22 protein-coding genes are annotated in these 23,240 nt (G+C 62.8%); 14 read left to right on the forward strand and 8 right to left on the reverse strand.

The annotated features are described in order from the left end of the window. The first annotated feature begins 199 nt into the window (after positions 1 to 199). Positions 200 to 934, forward strand: a complete 735-nt coding sequence (locus F6X39_RS09685; protein WP_187616452.1) for a haloacid dehalogenase type II — start codon at positions 200 to 202, stop codon at positions 932 to 934. Here the strand turns inward: F6X39_RS09685 and F6X39_RS09690 are convergent. Then, on the reverse strand, positions 917 to 1,516 hold the full coding sequence (locus tag F6X39_RS09690) for an NUDIX domain-containing protein (RefSeq protein ID WP_187616453.1): 600 nt from the start codon (positions 1,514 to 1,516) through the stop codon (positions 917 to 919). The two genes, F6X39_RS09685 and F6X39_RS09690, sit on opposite strands and share 18 nt — an antisense overlap. 79 nt (positions 1,517 to 1,595) lie before the next feature. Here F6X39_RS09690 and F6X39_RS09695 point away from each other — a divergent pair, with 79 nt between their 5' ends. From F6X39_RS09695 to F6X39_RS09725, 7 genes are all read left to right on the forward strand, one after another. Continuing rightward, positions 1,596 to 2,351 (forward strand): DeoR/GlpR family DNA-binding transcription regulator, encoded by a 756-nt coding sequence (locus F6X39_RS09695; RefSeq protein WP_187616454.1) that lies wholly within the window; start codon positions 1,596 to 1,598, stop codon positions 2,349 to 2,351. A 49-nt stretch (positions 2,352 to 2,400) separates the two neighbouring features. Further along, a complete protein-coding gene (locus F6X39_RS09700; RefSeq protein WP_187616455.1) occupies positions 2,401 to 2,628 on the forward strand; it encodes a hypothetical protein in 228 nt (75 codons plus the stop codon). Positions 2,629 to 2,764: 136 nt separating this feature from the next. Then, positions 2,765 to 3,565 carry a transporter substrate-binding domain-containing protein gene (locus tag F6X39_RS09705; protein ID WP_184023733.1) on the forward strand — a complete coding sequence of 267 codons (801 nt, stop codon included), beginning with the start codon at positions 2,765 to 2,767 and terminating at the stop codon, positions 3,563 to 3,565. Between the two features lie 361 nt (positions 3,566 to 3,926). Beyond that, a complete protein-coding gene (gene treA / locus F6X39_RS09710; protein ID WP_187616456.1) occupies positions 3,927 to 5,600 on the forward strand; it encodes an alpha,alpha-trehalase TreA in 1,674 nt (557 codons plus the stop codon). 54 nt (positions 5,601 to 5,654) lie between these two features. Continuing rightward, on the forward strand, positions 5,655 to 6,023 hold the full coding sequence (locus F6X39_RS09715) for a DUF2784 domain-containing protein (RefSeq protein WP_187616457.1): 369 nt from the start codon (positions 5,655 to 5,657) through the stop codon (positions 6,021 to 6,023). 547 nt (positions 6,024 to 6,570) lie between these two features. After that, positions 6,571 to 8,406 carry a S10 family serine carboxypeptidase-like protein gene (locus F6X39_RS09720; protein ID WP_187616458.1) on the forward strand — a complete coding sequence of 612 codons (1,836 nt, stop codon included), beginning with the start codon at positions 6,571 to 6,573 and terminating at the stop codon, positions 8,404 to 8,406. A gap of 51 nt (positions 8,407 to 8,457) precedes the next feature. Continuing rightward, complete coding sequence (locus F6X39_RS09725; RefSeq protein ID WP_187616459.1) at positions 8,458 to 8,856, forward strand: 2-oxoglutarate dehydrogenase; 399 nt, start codon at positions 8,458 to 8,460, stop codon at positions 8,854 to 8,856. Positions 8,857 to 8,969: 113 nt separating this feature from the next. Here F6X39_RS09725 and F6X39_RS09730 read toward each other — a convergent pair whose 3' ends face one another. From F6X39_RS09730 to F6X39_RS09740, 3 genes are all read right to left on the reverse strand, one after another. Further along, the gene (locus F6X39_RS09730; RefSeq protein WP_090810736.1) at positions 8,970 to 9,383 is read right to left on the reverse strand and encodes a VOC family protein; all 414 of its coding nucleotides are present in this window, start codon (positions 9,381 to 9,383) and stop codon (positions 8,970 to 8,972) included. Positions 9,384 to 9,712: 329 nt separating this feature from the next. Beyond that, positions 9,713 to 10,246 (reverse strand): helix-turn-helix domain-containing protein, encoded by a 534-nt coding sequence (locus F6X39_RS09735; RefSeq protein WP_187616460.1) that lies wholly within the window; start codon positions 10,244 to 10,246, stop codon positions 9,713 to 9,715. 521 nt (positions 10,247 to 10,767) lie between these two features. Further along, the gene (locus F6X39_RS09740) at positions 10,768 to 11,841 is read right to left on the reverse strand and encodes an AI-2E family transporter (RefSeq protein ID WP_184061789.1); all 1,074 of its coding nucleotides are present in this window, start codon (positions 11,839 to 11,841) and stop codon (positions 10,768 to 10,770) included. 467 nt (positions 11,842 to 12,308) lie between these two features. Here F6X39_RS09740 and F6X39_RS09745 point away from each other — a divergent pair, with 467 nt between their 5' ends. Next, complete coding sequence (locus F6X39_RS09745; protein WP_187616461.1) at positions 12,309 to 13,586, forward strand: hypothetical protein; 1,278 nt, start codon at positions 12,309 to 12,311, stop codon at positions 13,584 to 13,586. A 39-nt stretch (positions 13,587 to 13,625) separates the two neighbouring features. On the opposite strand, the gene F6X39_RS09750 is transcribed toward F6X39_RS09745, so the two are convergent. Continuing rightward, positions 13,626 to 14,414 carry a hypothetical protein gene (locus F6X39_RS09750; protein ID WP_187616462.1) on the reverse strand — a complete coding sequence of 263 codons (789 nt, stop codon included), beginning with the start codon at positions 14,412 to 14,414 and terminating at the stop codon, positions 13,626 to 13,628. Between the two features lie 379 nt (positions 14,415 to 14,793). Between F6X39_RS09750 and F6X39_RS09755 the strand changes: the two genes are divergently transcribed. Beyond that, positions 14,794 to 16,380 (forward strand): phospholipase D family protein, encoded by a 1,587-nt coding sequence (locus F6X39_RS09755; protein ID WP_187616463.1) that lies wholly within the window; start codon positions 14,794 to 14,796, stop codon positions 16,378 to 16,380. 8 nt (positions 16,381 to 16,388) lie between these two features. Here the strand turns inward: F6X39_RS09755 and F6X39_RS09760 are convergent, their stop codons facing one another. Together F6X39_RS09760 and F6X39_RS09765 are read right to left on the reverse strand one after the other, a co-directional pair. Continuing rightward, complete coding sequence (locus tag F6X39_RS09760; RefSeq protein ID WP_409259948.1) at positions 16,389 to 16,943, reverse strand: hypothetical protein; 555 nt, start codon at positions 16,941 to 16,943, stop codon at positions 16,389 to 16,391. A gap of 106 nt (positions 16,944 to 17,049) precedes the next feature. After that, positions 17,050 to 17,433 carry an SHOCT domain-containing protein gene (locus F6X39_RS09765; protein WP_184023711.1) on the reverse strand — a complete coding sequence of 128 codons (384 nt, stop codon included), beginning with the start codon at positions 17,431 to 17,433 and terminating at the stop codon, positions 17,050 to 17,052. 245 nt (positions 17,434 to 17,678) lie between these two features. Here F6X39_RS09765 and F6X39_RS09770 point away from each other — a divergent pair, with 245 nt between their 5' ends. Next, the gene (locus F6X39_RS09770) at positions 17,679 to 17,894 is read left to right on the forward strand and encodes a hypothetical protein (RefSeq protein WP_187616464.1); all 216 of its coding nucleotides are present in this window, start codon (positions 17,679 to 17,681) and stop codon (positions 17,892 to 17,894) included. 82 nt (positions 17,895 to 17,976) lie between these two features. Here the strand turns inward: F6X39_RS09770 and tssH are convergent, their stop codons facing one another. Continuing rightward, positions 17,977 to 20,670 (reverse strand): type VI secretion system ATPase TssH, encoded by a 2,694-nt coding sequence (tssH, locus tag F6X39_RS09775; RefSeq protein WP_187616465.1) that lies wholly within the window; start codon positions 20,668 to 20,670, stop codon positions 17,977 to 17,979. 653 nt (positions 20,671 to 21,323) lie between these two features. On the opposite strand from tssH, the gene F6X39_RS09780 reads away from it, so the two are divergent. The 3 genes from F6X39_RS09780 to tssE are packed head-to-tail and all read left to right on the forward strand — an operon-like array spanning position 21,324 to position 23,240. Then, positions 21,324 to 21,905 (forward strand): TagK domain-containing protein, encoded by a 582-nt coding sequence (locus tag F6X39_RS09780; protein ID WP_262413782.1) that lies wholly within the window; start codon positions 21,324 to 21,326, stop codon positions 21,903 to 21,905. Further along, complete coding sequence (locus tag F6X39_RS09785; RefSeq protein ID WP_187616466.1) at positions 21,889 to 22,725, forward strand: type VI secretion system accessory protein TagJ; 837 nt, start codon at positions 21,889 to 21,891, stop codon at positions 22,723 to 22,725. The genes F6X39_RS09780 and F6X39_RS09785 overlap by 17 nt, the downstream gene beginning before the upstream one ends. Next, positions 22,722 to 23,240, forward strand: a complete 519-nt coding sequence (gene tssE / locus F6X39_RS09790; RefSeq protein ID WP_090810720.1) for a type VI secretion system baseplate subunit TssE — start codon at positions 22,722 to 22,724, stop codon at positions 23,238 to 23,240. The genes F6X39_RS09785 and tssE overlap by 4 nt, the downstream gene beginning before the upstream one ends.

Consider the following 23,240-nt stretch of genomic DNA (forward strand, 5'->3'; position numbering starts at 1 on the left):
CTGGCCTCCGCGTCGGAAATCGCCGGGTGCGGCACGTCCGCACCGTGCGGCTCTGACAGCAATGCTAACCCGCGTTTGATTCCGTTGCGGCAGGCCAGCCTCTGTCCCGCAGGAAGTCATACTGCCTACCAGGTCTGGCGCGAAGTTCCTGACACGCATCTAAGATGGGTGGTTCCCGTCAGAGCCACAAAGGAAGGTCATGGGCATCGACTCGACGCATCAAACCGCCATCAAAGCTTTCGTGTTCGATGTCTTCGGAACCGTGGTTGACTGGCGAAGCGGCGTCGCGCGCGAAGCGCAACCGTTTCTGCAGCGGCACGCGCCGAATCTCGACGCATCCGACTTCGCGGACGCATGGCGACGCGAGTATTCGCCCGCGATGGAAGAAGTGCGTATTGGACGCAGACCGTATGTGCGTCTCGACGTGCTGCACCGGGAAAACCTCGTCAAAGTGCTGGCGCGTTTCGGCATCGCCAACGTTCCCGAACCGGAGATCGATGAGTTGAACCTGGCCTGGCATCGGCTGGACCCCTGGTTCGATGCCGTCGACGCATTGCGGCGCCTGAAGGCGCGCTTCATCATCGCACCGCTATCCAACGGCAACATTCGCCTGATGGTGGACATGGCAAAGCGTGCCGGTCTGCCTTGGGATGCCATTCTCGGTGCCGAAGTCGTCCGCGCATATAAACCCTCGCCGATGGTCTATAGCGAAACGGCGGAAATTCTCGGCATTGCGCCACGCGAATTATGCCTCGTGGCCGCACATAACGACGATCTCGTCGCTGCCCGGCGCGTCGGCTTGAGCACCGCGTTCGTCGTGCGGCCCACCGAGCATGGCCCTCAACAGACGAGCGATCTGAAGGCGGACGAGGCGTGGGACTTCATCGTCGACGATCTGCACGAACTCGCGACGCAACTAGGCTGCGCGCGCTGACGCAAACCCACGCAAGGCGACGTACTGCAACAGCATGATCGTCTTGCCGTCGACGATTTCCCCTGCGTCGACCGCTCGCAACGCGGCTTGCAACGGCATTTCGATCACCTCGAGATCTTCCCCTTCATCCTCGACGCCGCCGCCGTCGTTGACCCGCATCGACGCGTCGTACTCGCCGACATAGAAGTAGAGCTTTTCGGTTACGGATCCCGGGCTCATGTAGGCCTCGAAAATCTTGTGGACCTGCCCCACGCGATACCCCGTTTCCTCCTCGACTTCGAGCCGGATGCGTTCTTCCGGCGAAGCGTTGTCGAGCAACCCGCCCGGTGCTTCGATCATCATGCCGTCGTGACCGTTCACGAACGCGGGCATGCGGAATTGTCGCGTGAGTATCACGTTGCCGGTGCGCGGACTGTGCAGCAGGATCGTCGCGCCGTTGCCGCGATCGTAGGTCTCGCGGTTCTGCCGCTGCCATGTGCCATCGCGACGCAGGAAGTCGAACGTCACCTTCTTCAGCATGTACCAGTCGTCGGATAGCAAGGTCGTTCCGACGATGCGAACCCGGTCTTTCGTTGCGGTCATGGCGCCTCCTGTCGACCATCGACAATGATTCATGGTATCGTGCAACTTCGTGCAATTTCAAGATATTTCGTGCAATGCAATGTTGACGACCCAACGCAAGAAAGCGATCCTCGACGAACTCGCGCGCAACGGGCAGGTCCTGGCAGGCGAGCTGAGCGCGGCGTTTGGCGTGTCGGAAGACACGATCCGCCGCGATCTACGCGAACTGGCCGCGGAGGGGCGCTTGCAGCGCGTCCACGGCGGCGCGTTGCCCGCGTCGGCGGCGCTCGCGTCATTCGAGCAGCGTCAGGACATCGAGACGCTCGCCAAGCGGCGCATCGCTCGGCGAGCGGTCGAGCTGATCGCGCCGGGGCAAACCGTGATCGTCGACGGCGGCACCACGTCGGCGCTATTGGTCCAGGCGCTGCCGTCCGATTTGCACGCGACCATCGTCACGCATAGTCCGAGCGTCGCCACGGCGCTTGCCGCGCATCCTTGTGTCGAGGTGATCCTGATTGGCGGCCGGCTTTACAAACATTCGATCGTGGCCGTCGGCGCCGCGGCGATGGAAGGCATTTCGCGCATCCATGCCGACCTGTACTTCATGGGGGTGACCGGCGTGCATCCCAGCGCTGGGCTGAGCACCGGTGACTTCGAGGAAGCCGCGATCAAGCGCGCGCTCGCCGCGCGGGCGGCGGAAACGGTCGTACTCGCGTCGTCGTCGAAACTGAACGCCGCATCGCGGTTCGTGATCGGCGAGATCAAACTCGCGCAGACCATCGTGGTCGAGAAGAAGACCCGCGCGGAATTGACGAAGCCGATCGAAGCGGCTGGGGTGACTGTGGTGAGAGCGTAGAGGTGGCGCGCCCTGGATCACGCCGACGTCCTGGCTTTCGAGCAGGTACATGACGAAATCGCTGTCGTTGGCGATCACGCGTCCGTCGGGCGTATGCCGCCCGATCACAGCGGTACTGTATTCGCAGCCGGAACTGCCGCCGGTACGGTACTACGCGGTCTATCGCAACGACGGGCCGCAGCGGCTCTATTCGCACGTCGCAAGCCTCACGCGGGAGTTCTGCGATTTTTCGAAGCCGGAGTTTCATCCGCGCGCGGCCGCTTCCGAACAAAGATAAAACAGGCGACTTCTGGAGTGCTAGGATGACGCGCGCAACCCGGCTTGTTCCACGAAGCGACACTGCCGGGTTGCCGACACGATGGTGAAATCGTTGCGTTGTGCAGCCTGATACTCAAGTACAGAGGAGACACTCAATGAAACTTTCGAAGCTGCTTATAAACGCGTTGGCGCTCTCGGCTCTCAGCTTTACCGCGGTCGCGGCTCATGCCGAAGATCTGCTCGACTCGGTCAAACAGGCCGGAGTCCTGAAGATCGGTCTCGAAGGCACCTATCCGCCGTTCGACTCGCGCAACAAGGACGGCGAGCTCGAAGGCTTCGACGTCGATGTCGCGAAAGCCGTGGCGGCGAAACTCGGCGTAAAGCCGGTATTCATTCCGACCGAGTGGAGCGGCATTATCGCGGCGCTGCAGAGCGGCAAATTCGACGTGATCATCAATCAGGTCACCATTACCCCGCAACGCAAACAGGTTCTTGATTTCAGCCAGCCGTACACGTACTCGGCCGCGCAGCTGATCCAACGGGCGGACGACAAGCGTGAGTTCAAATCGCTCGACGAATTCAAGGGCGACAAGAAGATCGGCGTGACGCTCGGCACCAACTACGACCAGATGGCCCGCGCGGTACCTGGCATCAACGTGCAAACTTATCCGGGTGCGCCCGAGAAACTGCGCGATCTCGCCGCCAGGCGTATCGATGCGACGATCGACGACCGGCTGATGCTGCCATACATCATCAAGAACTCGCAGTTGCCGTTGCGTACGGGCGCGGTGCTGAAAGGCGCCGAGCAGGAAATGGGCATCCCGTTCCGCAAGGACAATCCGAAGTTCGCGAAAGCACTCGACGACGCGCTGACCCAAATGAAGCAGGACGGCACGCTCAAGAAGATCTCGATGCACTGGTTCGGCACGGACGTGACTCAGCCTGTCGCGCAGTAATTTTCTCGTTGTTCTTGCGTACCCGCGTCGAGCTGCCGAATGGTCGACGCGGGTACGCCGCTTGCTCGCTGAGCGGTTTCTGCCGCGGAATCGCTCGCGATCAACGCTTCCATTGCTTCGAATCACGAAGCAAGCGCGGATACGCCATTACGCGCACCTTCTCCCTCGTTCATCACGTTTCATTCTTCATGCTGAATGCATGCACGCTCTGCTGCGCCGCAGTTGCCTGATGCTTCGAAAGCGTGCGATGCTTTCGGAGCCATTGATCCGGCCACCTCGTGTCGGACTCGCATGTCGCCGGGAGACGACCTCGAATGGCACGCGATGAGACCAGTGAAATGCCCACAACCTTGGAGGCATCATGAGCATTCAATCACTGTCTCGCAGCAGCACCGCATCAACCGCCGATCTCTTCCCCAGCTCAAGTAAGTACTTCGTGCCGCGGCGTTCGCCGATCACGCTCGGCGTCGGCTGCATCGCCTCGCTCGTCTTCGCATCCGCGAGCTGTCTGGCCGATACCCAGGTGGGCGCCACGCTGCCGCCGGCGCCCGACATTCTGTACGGCGATCTGTTCGTCGCCGTGCAAACCGCGCAGATCTTCGCCGACCAGAAGACGTTCGTCGACGCGACGCCGAATGGCAATCCCGCCGCGATCGTCGAGCTATACGAAACGCAGAAGAACCAGCCCGACTTTTCGCTGCAGAAATTCGTCAGCCAGTACTTCACGCCGCCGCCCGATCAGAGCATCACGCCGCCGCCGAACCAGAGTCTGCGCGAGCACATCGACTGGCTCTGGAACGGCCTCACGCGCACGACGACGAGCGCGCCCGACTACAGCTCGCTGATCCCGCTGCCCAAACCATACGTCGTGCCGGGCGGCCGCTTTCGCGAAGGCTACTACTGGGATACCTATTTCACGATGCTGGGGCTGCAGGAGTCCGGGCGTGAAGATCTCGTCGACGATATGCTCGACAACTTCGCGTACATGATCGATACGTTCGGCCACATACCGAACGGCAATCGCACGTACTATCTGAGCCGCTCGCAGCCGCCGTTCTACTCGTATATGGTGGAGCTCGCGGCGCAAAAGGAAGGCAACAAGGTTTATCAGAAGTACCTGCCCGTACTGCGCAAGGAGTACGCGTACTGGATGCAAGGCTCGTCCAGCACGCCGCGCGGCGGCGCTACGCGCAATGTGGTCGTGCTCAACGATGGCACCGTGCTGAACCGCTACTGGGACGATCTGGACACGCCGCGCGACGAGTCGTACCTCGAGGACGTGCAGACCGCGCAGGCGAGCGGCCGGCCGGCCAACCAGATCTACCGCGATCTGCGCGCGACCGCCGAAAGCGGCTGGGATTTCAGCTCACGCTGGTTCGGCGACAACCAGACGCTCGCAACGGTGCGCACGACATCGATCATCCCGGTCGATCTGAACAGCCTGTTGTTCCATCTGGAGACGACGATCGCGCGCGGCTGCTCGGAGACACGCGACTTCCGTTGCGTCGCGCAGTTCATCGGCTACGCGGCGCGGCGCGCGGAAGGCATCAACCGCTATCTGTGGAATCGCAACGGCTACTACGGCGACTACGACTGGCAACTCGGCAAGTCGCGCGACAACCAGACACCGGCGATGCTGTATCCGCTGATGGCCGGCGTGGCGTGGCCCGATCGCGCGTGGAAGACCGCCCGAACCGTGGAGAATGTGCTGCTCAAGCAGGGCGGCCTCACGACGTCGACCTATAACACCACACAGCAATGGGACGCGCCGAACGGTTGGGCGCCGTTGCACTGGATCGCGATTCAGGGCCTCAAGCGCTACGGACGCGCCGACCTCGCGCAACCGATCGGCACGCGCTTTCTCGCGGACGTCGAGAACGTCTACAACACGCAGCACAAGCTCGTCGAGAAGTACGTCGTGGAAGGCGCGGGCGAAGGCGGCGGCGGGGGTGGCGAGTATCCGCTTCAGGACGGCTTCGGGTGGACCAATGGCGTAACGTTGATGCTGCTCGATCTGTATGGCAATGGGCAGTGAGTCCTCGCGGCATCGTTAAGCGAGTGTCGTGCGGCTAGTCCCAATGGAAGCAGAATGATCTGGCTCGCCAATATTGTTCTCGTGCTGCACGCGCTGATCGTGGTGTTTATCGTCGGCGGACTATTCGCCATCTGGATCGCCCACGGTTTGCAACTCCCGTGGGCGCGCAATCGCACATTCCGGACGGTACATGTTCTCGCCATCGGTATCGTGGCGACCCTTGCGGTGCTCAATGTGCCGTGTCCGTTAACCGTTCTGGAGGATCGTCTGCGCACGGGAACGGTCGGTCCGCAAGGGTTCATACAGCGCTGGGTCAGCGCCTGGCTGTATTACGACTTTCCGGGCTGGGTGTTCGTAGTCGCCTATGTCGCGTTCTTGCTGGCAGTGATTGTTACGTGGTACCGAATTCGGCCACGAGCGTGACGGGCGTACCGCCGCCCCGCTCGCCGAAGCGATCGACGCCGCCCGGACGGAAATTCCCCAGCCTGCTATTTTTTTAATTCTATTGAGGACACATTTTCACCGGTTAAATTTACCATTCAGTTATATTTATCAAACGCAATTAATTCCGACGACATAGCCACGAAAATCCGCAGTTCCTCGTCGCCATTCAATGCAATTCGGATAAATCCGCCAGCGTTTTTCTTCCCCCCATGCGGCGGCGACCGCGCCAGCGCTCGATCTCAAAGCGCTACTCCTCCACAAGATCCGACTTTATTCTGAATCGCATAATCGCCGCTTGATCCTTGACAAGACCGCATTTCGCATCCTATTTTCACTCTTGCTGTAAGCATCGGAAAGATTCAATTTTAAATTTCTCTTGAAATGTCGAGATAAATCGACAGGGAATTCCTTTATCCATTCAATTAGCAATTGCAGAAAGTGAATGGAAATATTTATGAAAGCATTTTGAATTAATGCACTGCGAAAAGCGGCCTTTGTGTAGCGGTATCACTCACCAGGAAACGAGATGAAACCAGACAGAAGGAATACCGACGATGGTCGCGTCCGTCGTCATGGCCGGCTCGCCGCGCTAAGCGCGCTGACACTCGGAATCGTTATCCTCGCCGGATGCGGCGGCAGCGACGGAGGTTCGTCGGCGTCGGCGGTACCAAGCGGCATGGCGCAGGTCGCCAATCAGGCGCAAGCGGCGTCGGCGCCGCAGACGCCATCCGCCAATCAGCCCTACACCGATCTCACCACCTATTCGACGAGTGCGACGTCCGGGATAGCCGCGTCGCTGGTCGCGGAGAAAGCGGCGATCATGCATTACCAATGGACGTCCGGCAGCACCACCGTCAATTACACGACGACCACCGGCCACCTGACCGCAATGGATCTGACGAGCGGCGCACCCGAAGCGACGATGTCCTACGTGGCCTACACGGCGCCGAGCACGAATGGCAAACCGCGTCCCGTTACGTTCGTCTATAACGGCGGGCCGGGTTCTTCGTCGATCTGGCTGCGTCTCGGATCGTTCGCGCCGACGCGCGTCGCGACCACCGATCCGCTGCTGAACGGCACCAGCTGGCCGAACTATCCGCTTGTGAACAACACCGAGAGCCTGATCGACACGACCGATCTCGTGTTCATCGATCCGCCAGGCACGGGCCTCTCCGAAGCGATCCTGCCGAACACGAACCAGACCTACTGGAGCACCGATGCCGACGCGAACATCATGCGCGACTTCATCATCCGCTACCTGACGGTCAATTCACGCAGCAGCTCGCCGATCTATCTGTACGGCGAATCGTACGGCACGCCTCGCACCGACATCCTCGCGCTCGCGCTCGAATCGGCCGGCGTGCATCTGACGGGGATCACGCTGCAGTCTTCGATCCTGAACTACTTCGCGGATGCGATCGAGGCGGTGGCAATCACGGGTTCGCCCGACCAGCTCGCGCTCGAAACCGATACATTGAGCGGCTACATGCCGGGCTATGCCGAGGTCGCGGCGTACTACAACCAGGTATCGCCAGCGCCAGTGAGTCAGGCGACCTACGCGCTTCGCAGCGAGGCGTTCGTGACCGCCAACTACAACCTGTTCAAGAATTATTCGCTGTACTGGACCTTGAGCCAGCTCGGCGCGCCCACCTACGCGGGACCGCCGAACTTCCCGCCGACGTGGCTGGAGAAGGTCTGGGACGCCGAATCCGGTCTCACGTTGCAGGCGATGCAGGGCTACTTCAACATCAATCCGTTCAACCTCACGCTGGTGCCAGGCTCGACGATAGGCCGCTACGATGGTCGCGTGTCGTTGCCCAACTCGGACTCGCGTCTGCAGAGCGACGGCGACCCGTCGGACATCCTGATCTCGCTGCCATTCACCAATGCGTTGGCGACACAGATGCCGGATTACCTCGGTTACACGGCGCCGAACGCGGCGTACATGCCGCTGAACGACGCGATCATCGAGGTGTGGGATTTCTCGCACGGCGGCCAGCCGCTGCCCGACACGATCCCCGATCTGCTCGGCGCGCTAAAGCTGAATCCGCAACTGAAGGTGCTGGCGGAAAACGGCTTCCACGATCTCGCCACGCCGTTCTTCAATACCGAGAAGCAGCTCGCGCGGCTCAAGACAGTCCAGGGTCTCAACCCGAATCTGCAGGTCAACTTCTTCCAGGGCGGACATATGATTTATCTGGATGACGTGGCGCGCCCGCAGATGAAGGCGGATCTCGCGGCCTTCTATGGCGGTACGCCGATAGCGGGCGCGCTGACGCTCGCGACGCTGCCTCAGCCGTGGGCCGACGAAGCGTCAGCCGCTACGCCGACGAGCGAGGCGCTCGCCGCGGCCGCGCCCTGATCGATGGTGGTTTCGCTTCGCGCGAAACCCTCTGACTACTTTTTATGGCGAATGATCATGTCTTCAATCGATATCTTGCGACGCACTCTGACGTTGATCGTCCTCGGTGTGATCGTCGGCAGTGCGCATGCGTTGCCGCCCCAGCCGGTGGCGCCCGTGACGCTACCCAACGGCGGACACGGCGTGGACGGTCCGTTCTTTCCTCATAATCGTGCCAACGCGGTCGCGCCGACCACCGGCTCGACGCTGCAGCAGCAGGCTCAGCAGCGCGTGGAGAGCAGACTGGGCGCGAAATCGGTGCTCAGCAACGGCTCGTCGATCACCAAGGCCCAGGCGCAAAGCGATGGGCTCGGCTATATCGCCAGGCATTTTGACGAGATCGATACCGCGCATTCGGGCCGCGTGACGTTGAACGACGTTCGGCAGTATCTGCAGCAGCATCAGCAGTGAGAGTGCGGTAGTCCAGTGGTCCGGGATGACGGCCGGCGCTGCGTCGCGATCGTGCGACGCAGCGCCGGCCGTATGCGGCTGCGCGCCGCGCCCGCGCGGCGGATCGCTCACGCTCACTTGCCCGTTGCCGCCTGGATCATCTTCCATCCATTGCCCGCCGGATCGCGAAAGCCCGCATCGACGCTGCCAAAACGATCCACCGGCTCCTGCGTGAATTCCACGCCGCGCGCCTTCAATTGCTCGTAGCTCGCGCGACAGTCGGCAACGGACAGCACCAATGGCGGCATCGCCCCCTTCGCGACCATCGCGCGCAGCGTTTGCGCGGTCGCTTCATCGTGGACCGGGGGCCCCGGCGCGAACAGTCCCAACTGGAAAGTCGGCTGTTCCGGGTGCTGGACCGTGAGCCAGCGGTAAGCACCGTTGCGCACGTCGGTGTGGACGCGAAAGCCGAGTTTGTCGACGTAGAACGAAAGCGCCGCATCCTGATCGTCGACGTACAAACCGACCACATTGATACCCTGATTCATAACTCCTCCCTCGCTGGTTGAGGGTTCGACTGTATCGCTGGCCACGCGGCGGCGCTTCTCCAAAACTGCGATCGGCAGGTTCGGGCGTTTGCCCGGCCTTCGGCACGCTGGCGCGCCGGTTTCGGCGACGACCGCGCGAATCTCGTCCTCCGAGTAACCGAGCGCGCCGATCGGATCGGTCGGCCACGCGACGCCGCCGGAGGCCGCGAGACGCTAAAGCGCTTCGCAAAGGCAGCGGGGCATCGGCATCGCGGCGCTCGCGCGTCGAACGCGAGCGCTGCGTCCCTTCTGATCGTCAACGTGCGCGCCGACCACATCGATTCCCTCATTCACGACGTCTCGCTGGTAGGAGGCTCGGCAGTGTCGCCGACCACGCGGCGGCGCTTTTCCAGAACTGCGGTCGTCAGATCGGGGCGTTGCGCGGCCTTCAGCACGCAGGCGGGCACGCGATCGAGTTCAGCGTGGTTGGCGCGTGCCTGCACGCGCATCTCGCTCGGGCTCAGGCCGGTAATGTCGCGAAAGACGCGGCCGAACGTGCCGAGGCTTTCCCAGCCGGTCGCGAAGGCAATGTCCGTAATGCCGAGGTTGGTGTCACGCAGAAGCGTGGTGGCCTGTTCGATACGCCGCGTCAACAGATAGCGGTGTGGCGGCACGTCGAAGGCCCGCTTGAACGAACGCGCGAAGTGCGCCTCCGACACGCCGCTGACTTCAGCCAGGCGCCGCACCGGCCAGGCTTCGTGCGAGGCCGCATCGATGCGGTCTTTCGCACGCAGCAGGCGACGCAGCAGCGCCGGGTCTTCGAGTGCATCGGCGCCGCCCGAGACGGGGGTCGGCTGGACTGCAGGGTCGTGTGAGCCGGGCATATGTTCGCGTTAGAACCGATAGCCGATGCCCGGCCGCCGCCGCGCCAAGAACGATCGCGGCCATGAGGAGCGTCCAGGCAGGCTTTGTCATCGAGCGGCAGGCCTCGTGTTGATGGAACGACGCACAAGCTGCGGCCCCTGGCCCTGACCGCAACCCGAGGCCATTGTTGCACGGCTTTGCGTGAACCTCGCGTCAAAGGCCGATCGAAAATTTTTCGATTTATAAGAGATGGCAACGGTGCTGTGGACGATACCGCGAAGAACACCGACGCGTTCGGCGGCTACCTGAAGAACGTCGTGTTCGCCTACAACATCAGCACCGGCTGACGACCGGCCAGACGTGGCCGGGTTCTTCGCAGTAAGCAGCAAGCGTTAAACGCTGATGGCAACAGCGTGCGGCGGCGGCAAGCCGCACGCGTCGAGATAGACGTGTTTCATTCGACGGCCCGCGCGGACTATTCCGCACGGGCCGTTTTCATTTCATGCGCCGGGTCGATCATATGTCCGCCATGGTGGGCGCTTCACGCGGTCTGTTCGGTCTTGCCGTAAGTGAGCCGGCCGTTTTTCGACAGCAGCACCGCCACCGGCCGCGTCATTTCGAACTCGGAGAAAATGATCGTCATGCTGGCGGTGATCGGCACCGCGAGAAAGGCGCCCGGCACGCCCCACAAAGCCGACCACACGGCCATGCTCGCGAGAATCGCGAACGGGCTCAGGTTCAGGGAGTTGCCCGTCAGATACGGATCGAGAATATTGCCGATCACGAAGTGAATCGCGGTCAGCGACACCAGCACGACCAGGATCGAATTCAGGTCGCCGAACTGCAGCACCGACATCAGCACCGGGAACACGATCGCGAGCACCGAGCCGATATAGGGCACGTAGTTCAGCAGCGCGGTCAGTATCGCCCACAGCCCGGCGAACTCGAGGCCGACGCTGCGCATCGCGAGCCAGCAGATCCCGCCTAGCAGCACGCCGAGGAACGTCTTCAGCGCGAGATAGGCGCCAATGCGCCGGTTGATGTCGGTGACCACGCCCCGGATGCGCGCCGCGTTGGTCGAATTGGCGGTCATGTTCGTCAGCTTGTCGCCGAACGTCCGGCGCTCGACCAGCAGAAAACTCGCATACAGCACGATCACGAACAGGTCGATGATCACCGACGACAGCGACGCCAGCATGCCGGTCACCATCGCCTGAATATTCAACTGTGTGAGCATGTTCCGCCGCAGCGATTCCCACGTCGGCTCGCTTTCGAGGTGCAGCAGCGTCGAAATCTTGTGGATCATCAGCAGGACCGAGTCCTGGTAGCGCGGCGCGAGCGCGACGAGCGCGTCGTAGTTCTCGACGAGCATGTCGACCGCGAAGAAGATCGCGGCGCCGATCAGGAACATCGAGAGTCCGTAGCGCAACTGGACCGGCAGCCGCGGGCCGATCACCGGAATGCGTTGCAGCAGCCGCGTGAAGTCGACCACCACGTATACCGCGATCGCGCCGAACACGATCGGCACGAAAACCGCGCGCCCGATATACAGCACCCAGCCCACAATCAGCAGCAGCACCACTACATATACGGACGCTTGCAATCTGTCGGTCATTGGTCAGTGCTCCATGAATCCGCAAACAGGTGCGCCAGAGAGTCACCCCAAGGTCACCCGAGGACGACGGCGATGGCCGGGCACGCGCCCGCCGTGCGATCCCCTTACCAGCCGGTCGCGCGATGGACAGCACTGATCTTCGCACAGAACGATGACAGCTCACATAAAAAGCGCGCCAGATCGCTCCGCCGGCAAACTCTGGGTCGACACCTCCAAATGCGCCAGCAGAATGTCGCGAAACGTTGTGATGCGCCGGATTCGCTCGTGAAACCCATCTGCTACGCTGCCCTAATCGGTTTCGATCTCCTGACGTGATCCGAAGCGAGCGCCTGCGTCACGCGGTGGCAGCGCACGGCCGAATCCATGCAGTGAAGCCGCGCCGCGCGTGCCCGTGCGATGTCCGCGCTATATCTGTGCGTGATGTCCGATTGCACGCATCCTCTCACCTCACGACATGGGAGTACGAGATGCTGCAACGGCTGGGGTCGCGATTCGTCGCAGTGGGTCTGATGTGGACATTGTCCGCTTGTGGCGGTGGTGGGGGCGGCAGCGGCGCCGACCCGGCCAGCACCGGCTCGAACGGCGCGGCTGGCGCGACCACGCCAGCATCGAGTCCCGCGCCCGCGTCCAGTCCGACACCGGCATCTAGCCCGACCCCCGCGTCGAGCCCGTCGAGCGCATCCGACGCGAGCGCCACGACACCGAAGCTCGCCGCCGCGACGCCGATCATCGACGGCACGACACTCGGCGCCGCCATCTGGCCCGCGGGCGTCACGGCTTCGGGCGGAACCGGTCAGCCCGTCAGCGGACTGAACTGCGGGTTGCGCAGTACCGCGTACGCGTACGCGCATCTGTCGATCTACCAGAACGGGCAACTCCTGACGCTGCCACCCAACATCGGCATGGTCGAGCCGACCCTGACCACGCCAACTGGCTGCGCATATCCGGTGCACACGGTCGATTCGAGCGGCAAGATCCATATGGACGCGACGACCGGCGCGACCTATACGCTCGGCCAGTTCTTCTCGATCTGGGGCGAGACGCTGAGTGCGTCGAACGTGGCGGGTTTGACCGCCTCGCCAATCGCGATCTACGTGAACGACGGCGGCACGCTCACGCAATATACGGGCGACCCCGCGAGCCTCGTGCTGAAGCCGCACACCGAAATCACGGTCATGGTCGGCACGCCTGTCACCCAAGTGCCCACCTACACCTGGACCGATCCGCCGCCGTTCGACCCGAACCCGATCACGCTCGTCTTCGGAGGCGTGGTCGGCTCGTCGTTCTGGCCGAACGGCACGACCTCGACGGGCGGCACCGGCACGCCGGTCGACGGCCTGACCTGCGCGCCGGACATGAGCGTGCTGTACCACGTGCACGCGCACCTCGCGATCATCAAGGACGGGCAGTGGCTCGCGTTGCCGATGAACGTCGGCATCCTGTCGCAATGCACGTATGAGATGCATACGCACGACAACACCGGCATCATCCATATCGAAGCGCCGAACCTCAAGACCTATACGCTCGGCGAGTTCTTCGATATCTGGGGCGAGCCGCTGACGAACACGAACGTCGCGGGCATCATGGGCGACGTGGTCGCGTATATCAACGACAACGGCGATTCGCGCCGCTATATGGGCGACTTGCGCAGTATCGAGCTGACGTCGTTGCGCGACATCACGCTGCAGATCGGTACGCCGCCGGTAAGCACGTTGGCGACGTATTCGTGGTACGAACCGCAGTGACGTCGGCCGGAGGCCGCGTCACTTCGCCATGGCGCGGCTTCAACGCGACGTACCCGAATGCCCGATACCGCCCGGCCCGCGCGGCACGATGCCCGCGACGGAGCGCGGCGCCGCGTTCGCGACCAGAATCATCGCCGCGCCGGCGAGACCGCTCGCCACGTGCTTCAACGCATGGCCGGCGATCACGTGATGCGTCAGCTCCCATATCTGCCAATCGAGGCTTTCGAAAATCTTCGCGACCCCGTAGAAGACGATCACGAGCGTCCACGCGATCACGCCGTCCACCTTGCGCGTGAGCGTCAGGCCGACGATCAGCATGAGCCCGCCGAACTGAAGAATCGCGTAAGGCCACAGGCTGTTGAACACGAGCCAGTAGCCGACGGTGGCGGGCGACACGACCACCATGATCAGCATCTGCGCCCAGCCGACGCGCTGTCCGCTCCACGACGTCCATAGCATGGCGAGGATGCCGGCGAACACGATGGTCATCGGCAGGCGGTCCCAGACGAGCGTCGCATCGTTCGGCGCCATGTGGTAGTAAGCCGAGCCGAACGCGGTGAAGAGCAGCCCGAGCGCGGCGACGACCATGCCGGGAAATTGCGCCGGCTGGTCGGACGCATGGCGCCGGACCCAACGCAGACAGAACACACCGGCGATCAGAATGACGACGTTCGACAGCACGTCCGCCGCATGGTGCAGCGGCCCCAGCGAGCGTTGATCGGCGAAGTGGTGATACGAGGCCGGCTGCGCGAGCGGCCATATCATCTGCAGCGCGGTGCCCACCACGAAAAGCAGCACGCTAGCAAGCAGCAAGCGGGAGATCTTCACGTTGCTCGACTCCACAGTGGGCGAAACGCTCGAAGGCGCCGTGACCGGACCCTTTATGACCCTTTACGCTGACACGGAGCGGATCACGCTCGATTGCATGGAAACCATGCGGTCGATGTGCAGCCGGGTTGGCCCCCGTTCGAATTCGCGCAGCCTGCTCGTATCATCGGACAAAGCGCTTTGCGCAACAAGAGCGTCGGGCGGCGCACCGATGGGCATGCGCTCATAGTATTCTTCTCAACCAATGCAAGTTGCGTGCAAGCATGCGCGCGACACCGTCAGTACAGGCGGTCGAGCGAAGCTTTGTCGAGCAACGCCACGCGATGTTCCGATTCTGGAACCGGCCGGCTCGCGCGACCCAAACGAAGACCTGGACTCCATGCAAGCGCAGATACACCACCCGTCGTTCCCGCATCGCCGATGGAGAGGCGCGCTGTGCGCGCTGCTGTGCGCAAGCCTGCTGGCCGGCTGCGCGCCGTTACCGTCGCTCGAGGGTCGCCAGGAGTCGCATGCGTTGTCGCCCGCGGTGGCGGCCACCACGGATATCGGTCGCGCGGTCGCGCCCGAGCTGGCCGCGCACGCGGGGCTGGCGGGCATTTATCCGCTGGCGGATGCGCATGTCGCGTTTGCCGCGCGCATGGACCTGATCCGTTCCGCGCAACGCACGCTCGACATCCAGTACTACATCTGGCGCGACGATCTGACCGGCACGCTGCTGCTCGAACAGATCCACGAAGCGGCGGACCGGGGCGTGCGGGTGCGCCTGCTGCTCGACGATCTCGGCATCGCCTCCGCGCTCGACCCGACACTGGCGGCGCTCGACGCGCATCCGAACATCGAGGTGCGCCTGTTCAACCCGTTCGTCGTGCGCAGCCCGAAAATCCTCGGCTTCGTGACCGACTTTTCGCGCGCCAATCGGCGCATGCACAACAAGTCCCTGACCGCCGACGCCACCGCGACGATCCTCGGCGGCCGCAACATCGGCGACGAGTATTTCGATGCCACCGACGGCGTCGTCTTCGCCGACCTCGACGTACTTGCGGTCGGACCGGCCGCGACCGACGTCTCGCGCGATTTCGACCGCTACTGGGCAAGCGCGTCGGCGTATCCGGTCGGGAAGATCCTGCCGCACGAGAGCGTCGATGAGCTGGCCACGCTGGAGCGCAATGCGCAGGCGATCGAGCAGGATCCTGCCGCCGCTGAGTATAAGCAAGCGCTGCGCGGCCCGCGCGTCGTGCAGAACCTGCTCGACGACAAGCTGCCGCTCGACTGGGCCAAAACGAAGATGATCAGCGACGACCCCGCGAAAGGCCTGAACGACGCGCCGCCGGAAGCGCTGATTTCCCACCAGCTCCGCGAAGTGATGGGCCAGCCGACGAAGTCGCTCGACCTCGTCTCCCCGTACTTCGTGCCGGCAAACACGGGCACGCAGTATCTGAGCGGGCTCGCCGCCCAGGGCGTCGACGTGCGGGTGTTGACGAACGCGCTCGAAGCGACCGATGTCGTCGCCGTGCATTCGGGCTATATGAGGCGGCGCGTCGAGTTGCTGCAAAACGGCGTGCACCTGTATGAATTGCGGCGCGTGGCGGGCGCCACCTACAAGAAAGAACAGTCGCCGGGGCCGTTCGGCAGCTCCGGGTCGAGCTTGCATGCGAAGACTTTCATCGTGGACTCCCAGCGGGTCTTCGTCGGTTCGTTCAACTTCGATCCGCGCTCCGCGCATCTGAATACCGAGCTTGGACTCGTCATCGACAGCCCCGATCTCGCGACGCGGGTCGATCGCAAGTTTCTCGCGCTGCTGCCGACCGTCGCATACGCGGTGCATCTCGACAAAAACGGCAAGCTGTACTGGATCGAAACCAACGGCGACGTCGAAACCCGCCACGACACCGAACCGAATACGACGTGGTACGCACGGCTCGGTGTTTGGATGCTGTCGATTATGCCAATCGAGTCGCTGCTATAGCTCGCAGTTCAGAATCGTCGCAAATCGCGATCTCGCAGTGGATCGGGCGTGCGCTGCGTCTCGCGCAACACGCCGTTGGTGTCGAACGCGAAATTGAACAACATGTGGTGGATGTTGCTTTCGATATAACGGTATGACCAGACTTCGCGTTGCGAGAGCCGGAAGAACTGCGTTTGCACGGGGCGGCCGAAATTGATCAGCACATCGTCGCGCGTCCATTTGCCGATTTCCGCGCGATTGAATTCGCTCAACTGCAAGACCTGACGCACGTTCACGATCTTGCCTGAAGCGTCGATATCGGCGGCGACGGTGGTCGAGCCCATCGGCTGGGTCGGCCACATCAGTCGGCGGCCGCCCCCCGGCAGGTCATAGACTTCGCGCGGCGGACCCATGCGGGCGACGATCGCCGCTTGATCCTGACCCGCCTGGAATTGCTGCCACGGTTGCGCGCAAGCCGCGAGCATCAACGCCGTCGCGCACGTGAGCGCGGCGCGGCGCAATGCCAGCGGCGCGCGCGCGGTTCGCGCGGCAGCGTTCCGAACGTGGGCGAGGCGGGTAAGCAAGGGTTCCTCCCGTTACGTTCGATCGCACGATTCCTCACCGCGCAAAAGCCGAGGCGACACGGGCTGCGCGCCCGCTCGCCCATGGCTGCAGTCAGGTGACCGACGCTTACTGCACGAGCTTCGCGCGCAGACGCGAGTGCTCTTCCCCGGAAATCGAACCGGACGCTTTCAGCTTGTCGAGCTTCTCGATTTCGTCGGCGACACTGAAGCCCACCACATTGCGCAGATCTTCGCGCACCTGCTTGACCCGCGCCTGATCGCGTTCCGCCATGCCGCGATGCTGCGTGAGCAGATACGCGAAGATGCCGATATACGGCAGGATGATGAGAAAGATCACCCACAGAACCTTGCCCCATCCGGACACGTCATGGCGGCGGAACAGGTCGCTCGACACCGTGATCAACAGCCAGAACCACAGGATAAAGATGAAGATGGAGAAAACGTCGGCCAGAAAATTCGGGAATGTGAAACCATCATTAAAGAAAAGCATTGTTGTTCTCCAGTCATTCCGGTTGCAATTGAAAGGCTTAACGGATTTCGACCTATGGTTGCCCCGCTATGGATGACGCATACGATCAGCACGGCAGCGCCGAAAACCTACCATGACCGCATGTCGATTCGCACGCGCATTCATACTGTATGAAAGACATGCATGAGTTTCAATGGCTCGTTTAAAGCCGCAAACCCGCTGTTCGTCACGTCTTTCATTTGTGCTCCTCACTTCGGGCGCCGCAAATGCATGATGCGGATCTTTTTGTCTTTATAGCTTATCCCGATCGTGTAACGCGAGCAATTTTTAAGGATTCCGTTCGATTGACGATTTCTGGTGGTGTGGCGATCATGCCGCGTGGCATTGAACATGCATATGTGAAAATGATGTCAAAAACCAGCGCTTTGGCCCGCAAAAAAATGCCAAAAGAGGCGTTTGCGATGCATCCATGCAGCCCCTGACCGTCCGGCTATTCGCCTCGTCACGCCGCTGCACGATCAACGACTCGTCATTCGCGATGCAGGTCCCCGAGTGCGAAGCCGACTACTCATGGCAGAACGACCGAACCACGAGCGCTTCAACAGGTGCCGCGGCCGGATCGGTCACCTCGATCGTCATATGCGTGAGCGCGCTTTTCGCTGCAAACGCATCGAGCCACTGCCGGGCGAGGCGCGGCAGCACGTGCTGTTCGATAAAGCCGATCAAAAGACGCGCACCGGTCTCCTGCACGAGGCAGCGCCCGACGATGTAGTCGACCACCTCCGCCGCATAACTCAGCGCGATGCGGTTGTTGTCCGCCATCCGCCGAACGACTCGATCGAGATGCAAACGCACGATCCGCGCGAGCGAATCCGAGCCCAGCGGACGATATGGCACCAGCGTCACGCGTCCGAGGAAGGCGGCCGGAAACGCCTTCAGCAATTCCGTCGAAAGCGCGGAACGCAGACCGTCAAAGTCCGGCGCAAGCATTTCGTCCGCGCATAGGCTCGCGGTCAGATCGGAGCCGACATTGCTGGTCATCAGGATGGTCGTATTGCGGAAATCGATATAGCGACCATCGCCGTCTTCCATGTAGCCCTTGTCCAGCACCTGGTAGAACATTTCGTGCACGTCGCCGTGCGCCTTTTCAATCTCGTCGAGCAACACGACCGAGTACGGACGTCGGCGCACCGCTTCGGTCAACACGCCGCCATCGCCGTACCCGACGTAGCCAGGCGGCGCGCCCTTGAGTCCCGAGACCGTATGTGCCTCCTGGTACTCGCTCATGTTGATCGTGATGAGGTTCTGCTCGCCGCCATAGAGCGCCTCCGCCAATGCGAGCGCGGTTTCCGTCTTGCCGACGCCGGACGGCCCCGCGAGCAGGAAGACGCCGAGTGGCTTGCGCGGGTCCGCGAGCCCGGCGCGCGCCGTCTGCACGCGCTCGCCGATCTGCTGCAACGCGTCGGGCTGGCCGATCACGCGCGCCGCCAGCGTGGCGGGCAGCACCTGAACGGCGCTGACCTCATCGGTGATCATGCGTCCGACTGGAATACCGGTCCAGTCAGAGACGATGTCGGCGACGATCGCTTCGCCGACTTCCGGGAACACGAATGGCGTATCCGCCTGCAGGTTCGATAACGTCCGCTCCAGCTCGCGCAACGTCTCCAGCGCGGTCGCCGCGCGATCGCGCACTTCGGCCTCAGGTCCGGCTGCGGCGGCGCGCTCGCTTTCGACCTCGCGCGCGTGCGCCAGCGCCTTCGCCACATCGGACTGGGCCTGCCAGGCGGCTTCGACAACACTTTCCTCGAGCTCGAGCGTCGCGATGGTCGCCTTGACGTCGGCCAGCGCGGCCTCGCTGCCGAGCCCGATGCGCACCTCGTTTCCGAGCAGCTCGGCTTCGACGCGCGCGGCTTGCAAGCGCTCGCGTATTCGCTGCAATTCGCGCGGCGGCGCATGCTGCGATAGCGCGACGCGCGCGCAAGCGGTGTCGAGCAGGCTGATCGCCTTGTCCGGCAACTGACGCGACGGGATGTAGCGATGCGACAGTGTCACGGCTGCGCGAATCGCTTCGTCGAGAACCACGACGCCATGATGGCTCGCGAGCGTGCGCGCGAGTCCGCGGACCATATCGATCGCGGACGGCTCCTCGGGCTCGGCGATCTGCAGCACCTGAAAGCGCCGCGTGAGCGCGGGGTCCTTCTCGATGTGCCGCTTGTACTCGGCCCACGTCGTCGCGCCGATCGTGCGCAACGTGCCGCGGGCGAGCGCCGGTTTCAGCAGGTTCGCCGCGTCGCCGGTGCCGGCCTGGCCGCCGGCGCCGACCAGCGTGTGAATCTCATCGACGAACAGCACGACCGGCGCCGACGACTTCGCCGCCTCCTCGAGTACCGACTTCAACCTGGCCTCGAACTCGCCCTTCATGCTCGCGCCGGCAAGCAGCGCACCGACGTCGAGGCTCAACAGCCGCACGTCGGCAAGTTTCGGCGGGACTTCGCCGGCCGCGATCGCGCGCGCGAGGCCTTCGACCACCGCCGTCTTGCCAACCCCGGCGTCGCCGGTCAGCAACGGATTGTTCTGACGCCGGCGCAACAGCACGTCGATCATCGTGCGAATCTCGACTTCGCGTCCAATCACCGGATCGATTTCACCGGCGCGCGCGCGTGCGGTCAGATCCGCGCAAAACTGCGCGAGTGCCGCGCCCTTCACCGATGCAGCGAGCGCACCGGACGCCTCGCCCGGCACCGCCGACGAAAAGTCACTCTGGTCGTACGGGGTGTCCTCCGCTTCGGGGGAGCCGGCAATCCACGCCGGCAACGCATCGTGAAGGCCGTCGACGGCAATCTTGCCGAACTCCGGCGAAATGGCCAGCAGCAAGCGCCGCAACTCAGGCGTCTCGACAAGCGCCGCCATCAGCCATGCGCCGCGGATCCGACCGTCGCCGAATGCCAGCGTCGCGACCACCCACGCGCGCTCGATTGCCGTCTCGACGTGATGCGAAAAATCCGTGAGCGCGCTCGCGCCTGACGGCAGCGCGGCAAGCGCGGTCTGCAGGTCCCGCTCGAGCAGTTCGCGGCTGATGCCGCAGTGTCTGACGATGCGGTGCAGGTCGCTATCGGACTGCGCGAGCAACTGGTGCAGCCAGTGCGCGAGCTCGATATACGGGTTGCCGCGCAACTTGGAAAACGCCGTTGCGGATTCGATGCTCCTGAAGAGCGTTGCGCCGAGCTTGCCGAACAACGCGTGGCGTGAAATGGACATGATGACGTTGCAGGTAAAGATGTTTGTAGCGGAGAGGCGTGGCCTCGCGTCGGCAGCATCCCGCGCTCCGCGGGCAGGTATCCGAAAAAGCGCGCCGGCCAGACTGATCGAGCGACAAAGGATAGCCGGTCGATCGCTGCGTGTATTTGGGCCGTCGCCCATATTCCACTCAAGGAGCGCGAAGTAGCATTCATATCTTCCACGCGCCAACCCACATTTTCAGTTGGTGATCCTTTTATTTCTGCGGCGAGAGAGTTTTTACAAATGCGCGCTTTCCAGGCAAATCTCATTCGCCGTTGCATACGGGTCAGGCCATGACTGGATATCACGCTCGCTGGGACCATTCGCCCTTCGAAGCAAGCGCGCTCAGGACCTTCGCACGAACGATCCAGTCTTTCCGGCTCGCTCCAACCGTTTCGCGAATCGATCTGTCGGAAATGAGTGAGGCAAGCCAGTGGGCCGTCGCACGCGAGGACCGTCACGCCGGCGTGGAGGGTTCGCCTCGCGCTGGGCCGAGCGCGCATACCGACCTTCAGCCTATGCCCGATTTATTACGGAACCCGCCTCTCGAAATAGCGAATACGTCTGGAGACTTTGTCCAGGCACCACCGTCGAGCGTGAATTCTGCCGCGGACCGGATCGAGCCCGTGCTCATGCAGCCGGACGACTTCAGCGACCTGATCGCACTCGCCGACGAGGACGATAACGATCCGCTGCAGTTGCGGCGCGAACCGAATCCAGCGGAACCCGGCGCACACGACGGCATGGCAAAGCTTCTGGCAGCCGACATCGACGCAGCGGACCCGCTCGCCGCGCTCACGCTGGAATATCGTCACGCGCTGTTGAGCCAGAAGAGCGGCAACGCGCACGAGCCCAAGGCGTCGGCCGAAGATCATGGCGAGTCGATCATCGGCTCACCTCACGATCCGTTCGCCGAGCTTGTCGATCCGTCGCGTGCTGAAGCGTCGGTGTTCGACCTGCTGACGAAGGGGAAGAACATCGACACCCTGCTCGATAGCCTTGACTCGTTCAGTGCCGAGCAGATTTTCGAGGCGGACGAAACGCACGAGATCCTCGCGCTGCTCGCGCCGCGCGGAATTCCCGCGCACCGTGCGAGCAGAACCGCGCAGCTTGCGCGCGAAGAACATCACATGATCAGTATGGACAGCCACATCGCCATGCCTGAATCGATCGAATACGAAGAGCCTGAATTTTCAGATGAAAATAACCGCTGACCTGCCCAAGTCGGACACGCCAACACTTCGCAGCCTGCTCGACGCGCAGACTTACTGCGAACTCAAGGAGCAAACCATCGACAACGTGCGCAAGCATCCGTCGAACGTGCGCGAACGCTGGCTGTTGTTCGAGCTGTTGTGCCTCGACGGTGAATGGAAACGCGCGTTACAACAGCTGCAAACCTGGGCCACGCTAGAGCCGGAAGGCACATCGCGCGCCCAGATGTATCGCGGGCTGATTCGCAGCGAGATGTTCCGCGCCGAGGTGTTCGCGGGTCAGCGCGCGCCGGGCGAGATCAATCCACTGCCCGAGTGGGTGAAATCGCTGCTGCAAGCCAACGTCAAGCTGGGCGAGGGCAACCTCGCCGCCGCCGACGAACTGCGCGGCGCCGCGTTGAACGCCGCGCCGGCCACGCGCGGCGACAGCACGCAGATCGGCGCATTCGAGTGGCTGACCGATAGCGATAGCCGGCTGGGCCCCGTGTGTGAGCTGACGGTCGCGGGCGGGTATCGCTGGGTGCCGTTCGATTCGATGAAATCGCTGACACTCGGTCCGGTCACCGCGCTCACCGACCTCGTCTGGCGCTCGGCCGTCGTGGGCCTACGCGACGCGACTATCCTGCGCGGCTACCTGCCGGTGCGCTATCCCGGCTCGGAAAGTGGTCCCGCCGCCACCCGGCTCTCGCGCGAAACTACCTGGAAAGACGTAGGGGAAACCGGCGTGATCGCGCTCGGCCAGAAAACCTGGAGCACCGACAAGGGCGACGTCGGCCTGCTCGACATCGGCGAATGCCGGTTCAATCACGACGAGCACGTATGACCACGTCCGACGCGCGACACCGGCAAGCCTACATGCCGTCGCTGATCGACCGCCTGCTCGACGATGCGCCCGCGCGGCGCAGCGAGCGGCCGGAGGCCTATGCGCCCAACAGCGAAGGCATGCGCCGCATCATCCAGCGTGATCTCGGCCTGCTGCTCAACACGACGAACCTGGACGACGAAATGGACATCGCGCGCTACCCCATGCTAGCCGCGTCGGTCGTCAATTACGGCATTCCCGCGTTGTCCGGTAGCTACCTCACCAGTCGCAACTGGGAAACCGTCGAGAAGATGGTCCGCAACGCGATCGTTCGCTTCGAGCCGCGGCTGATTCCGGAGTCGCTGCGCATCCGGCCGCTCAATAGCAAGAACCCGGTACGCTACAACCAGCTCGAGTTCGAGATTCATGGCCTCATGCGCTGGTCGCCCTATCCACTGGAATTTCGCATCCAGAGTGCATTCGACATCGAAATGAATCACGTCACGTTCGAGCTGGGCTCCGGCAAGGGAAGTTGA

The organism is Paraburkholderia sp. UCT2 (assembly GCF_014397665.1).
Classification (GTDB): domain Bacteria; phylum Pseudomonadota; class Gammaproteobacteria; order Burkholderiales; family Burkholderiaceae; genus Paraburkholderia; species Paraburkholderia tuberum.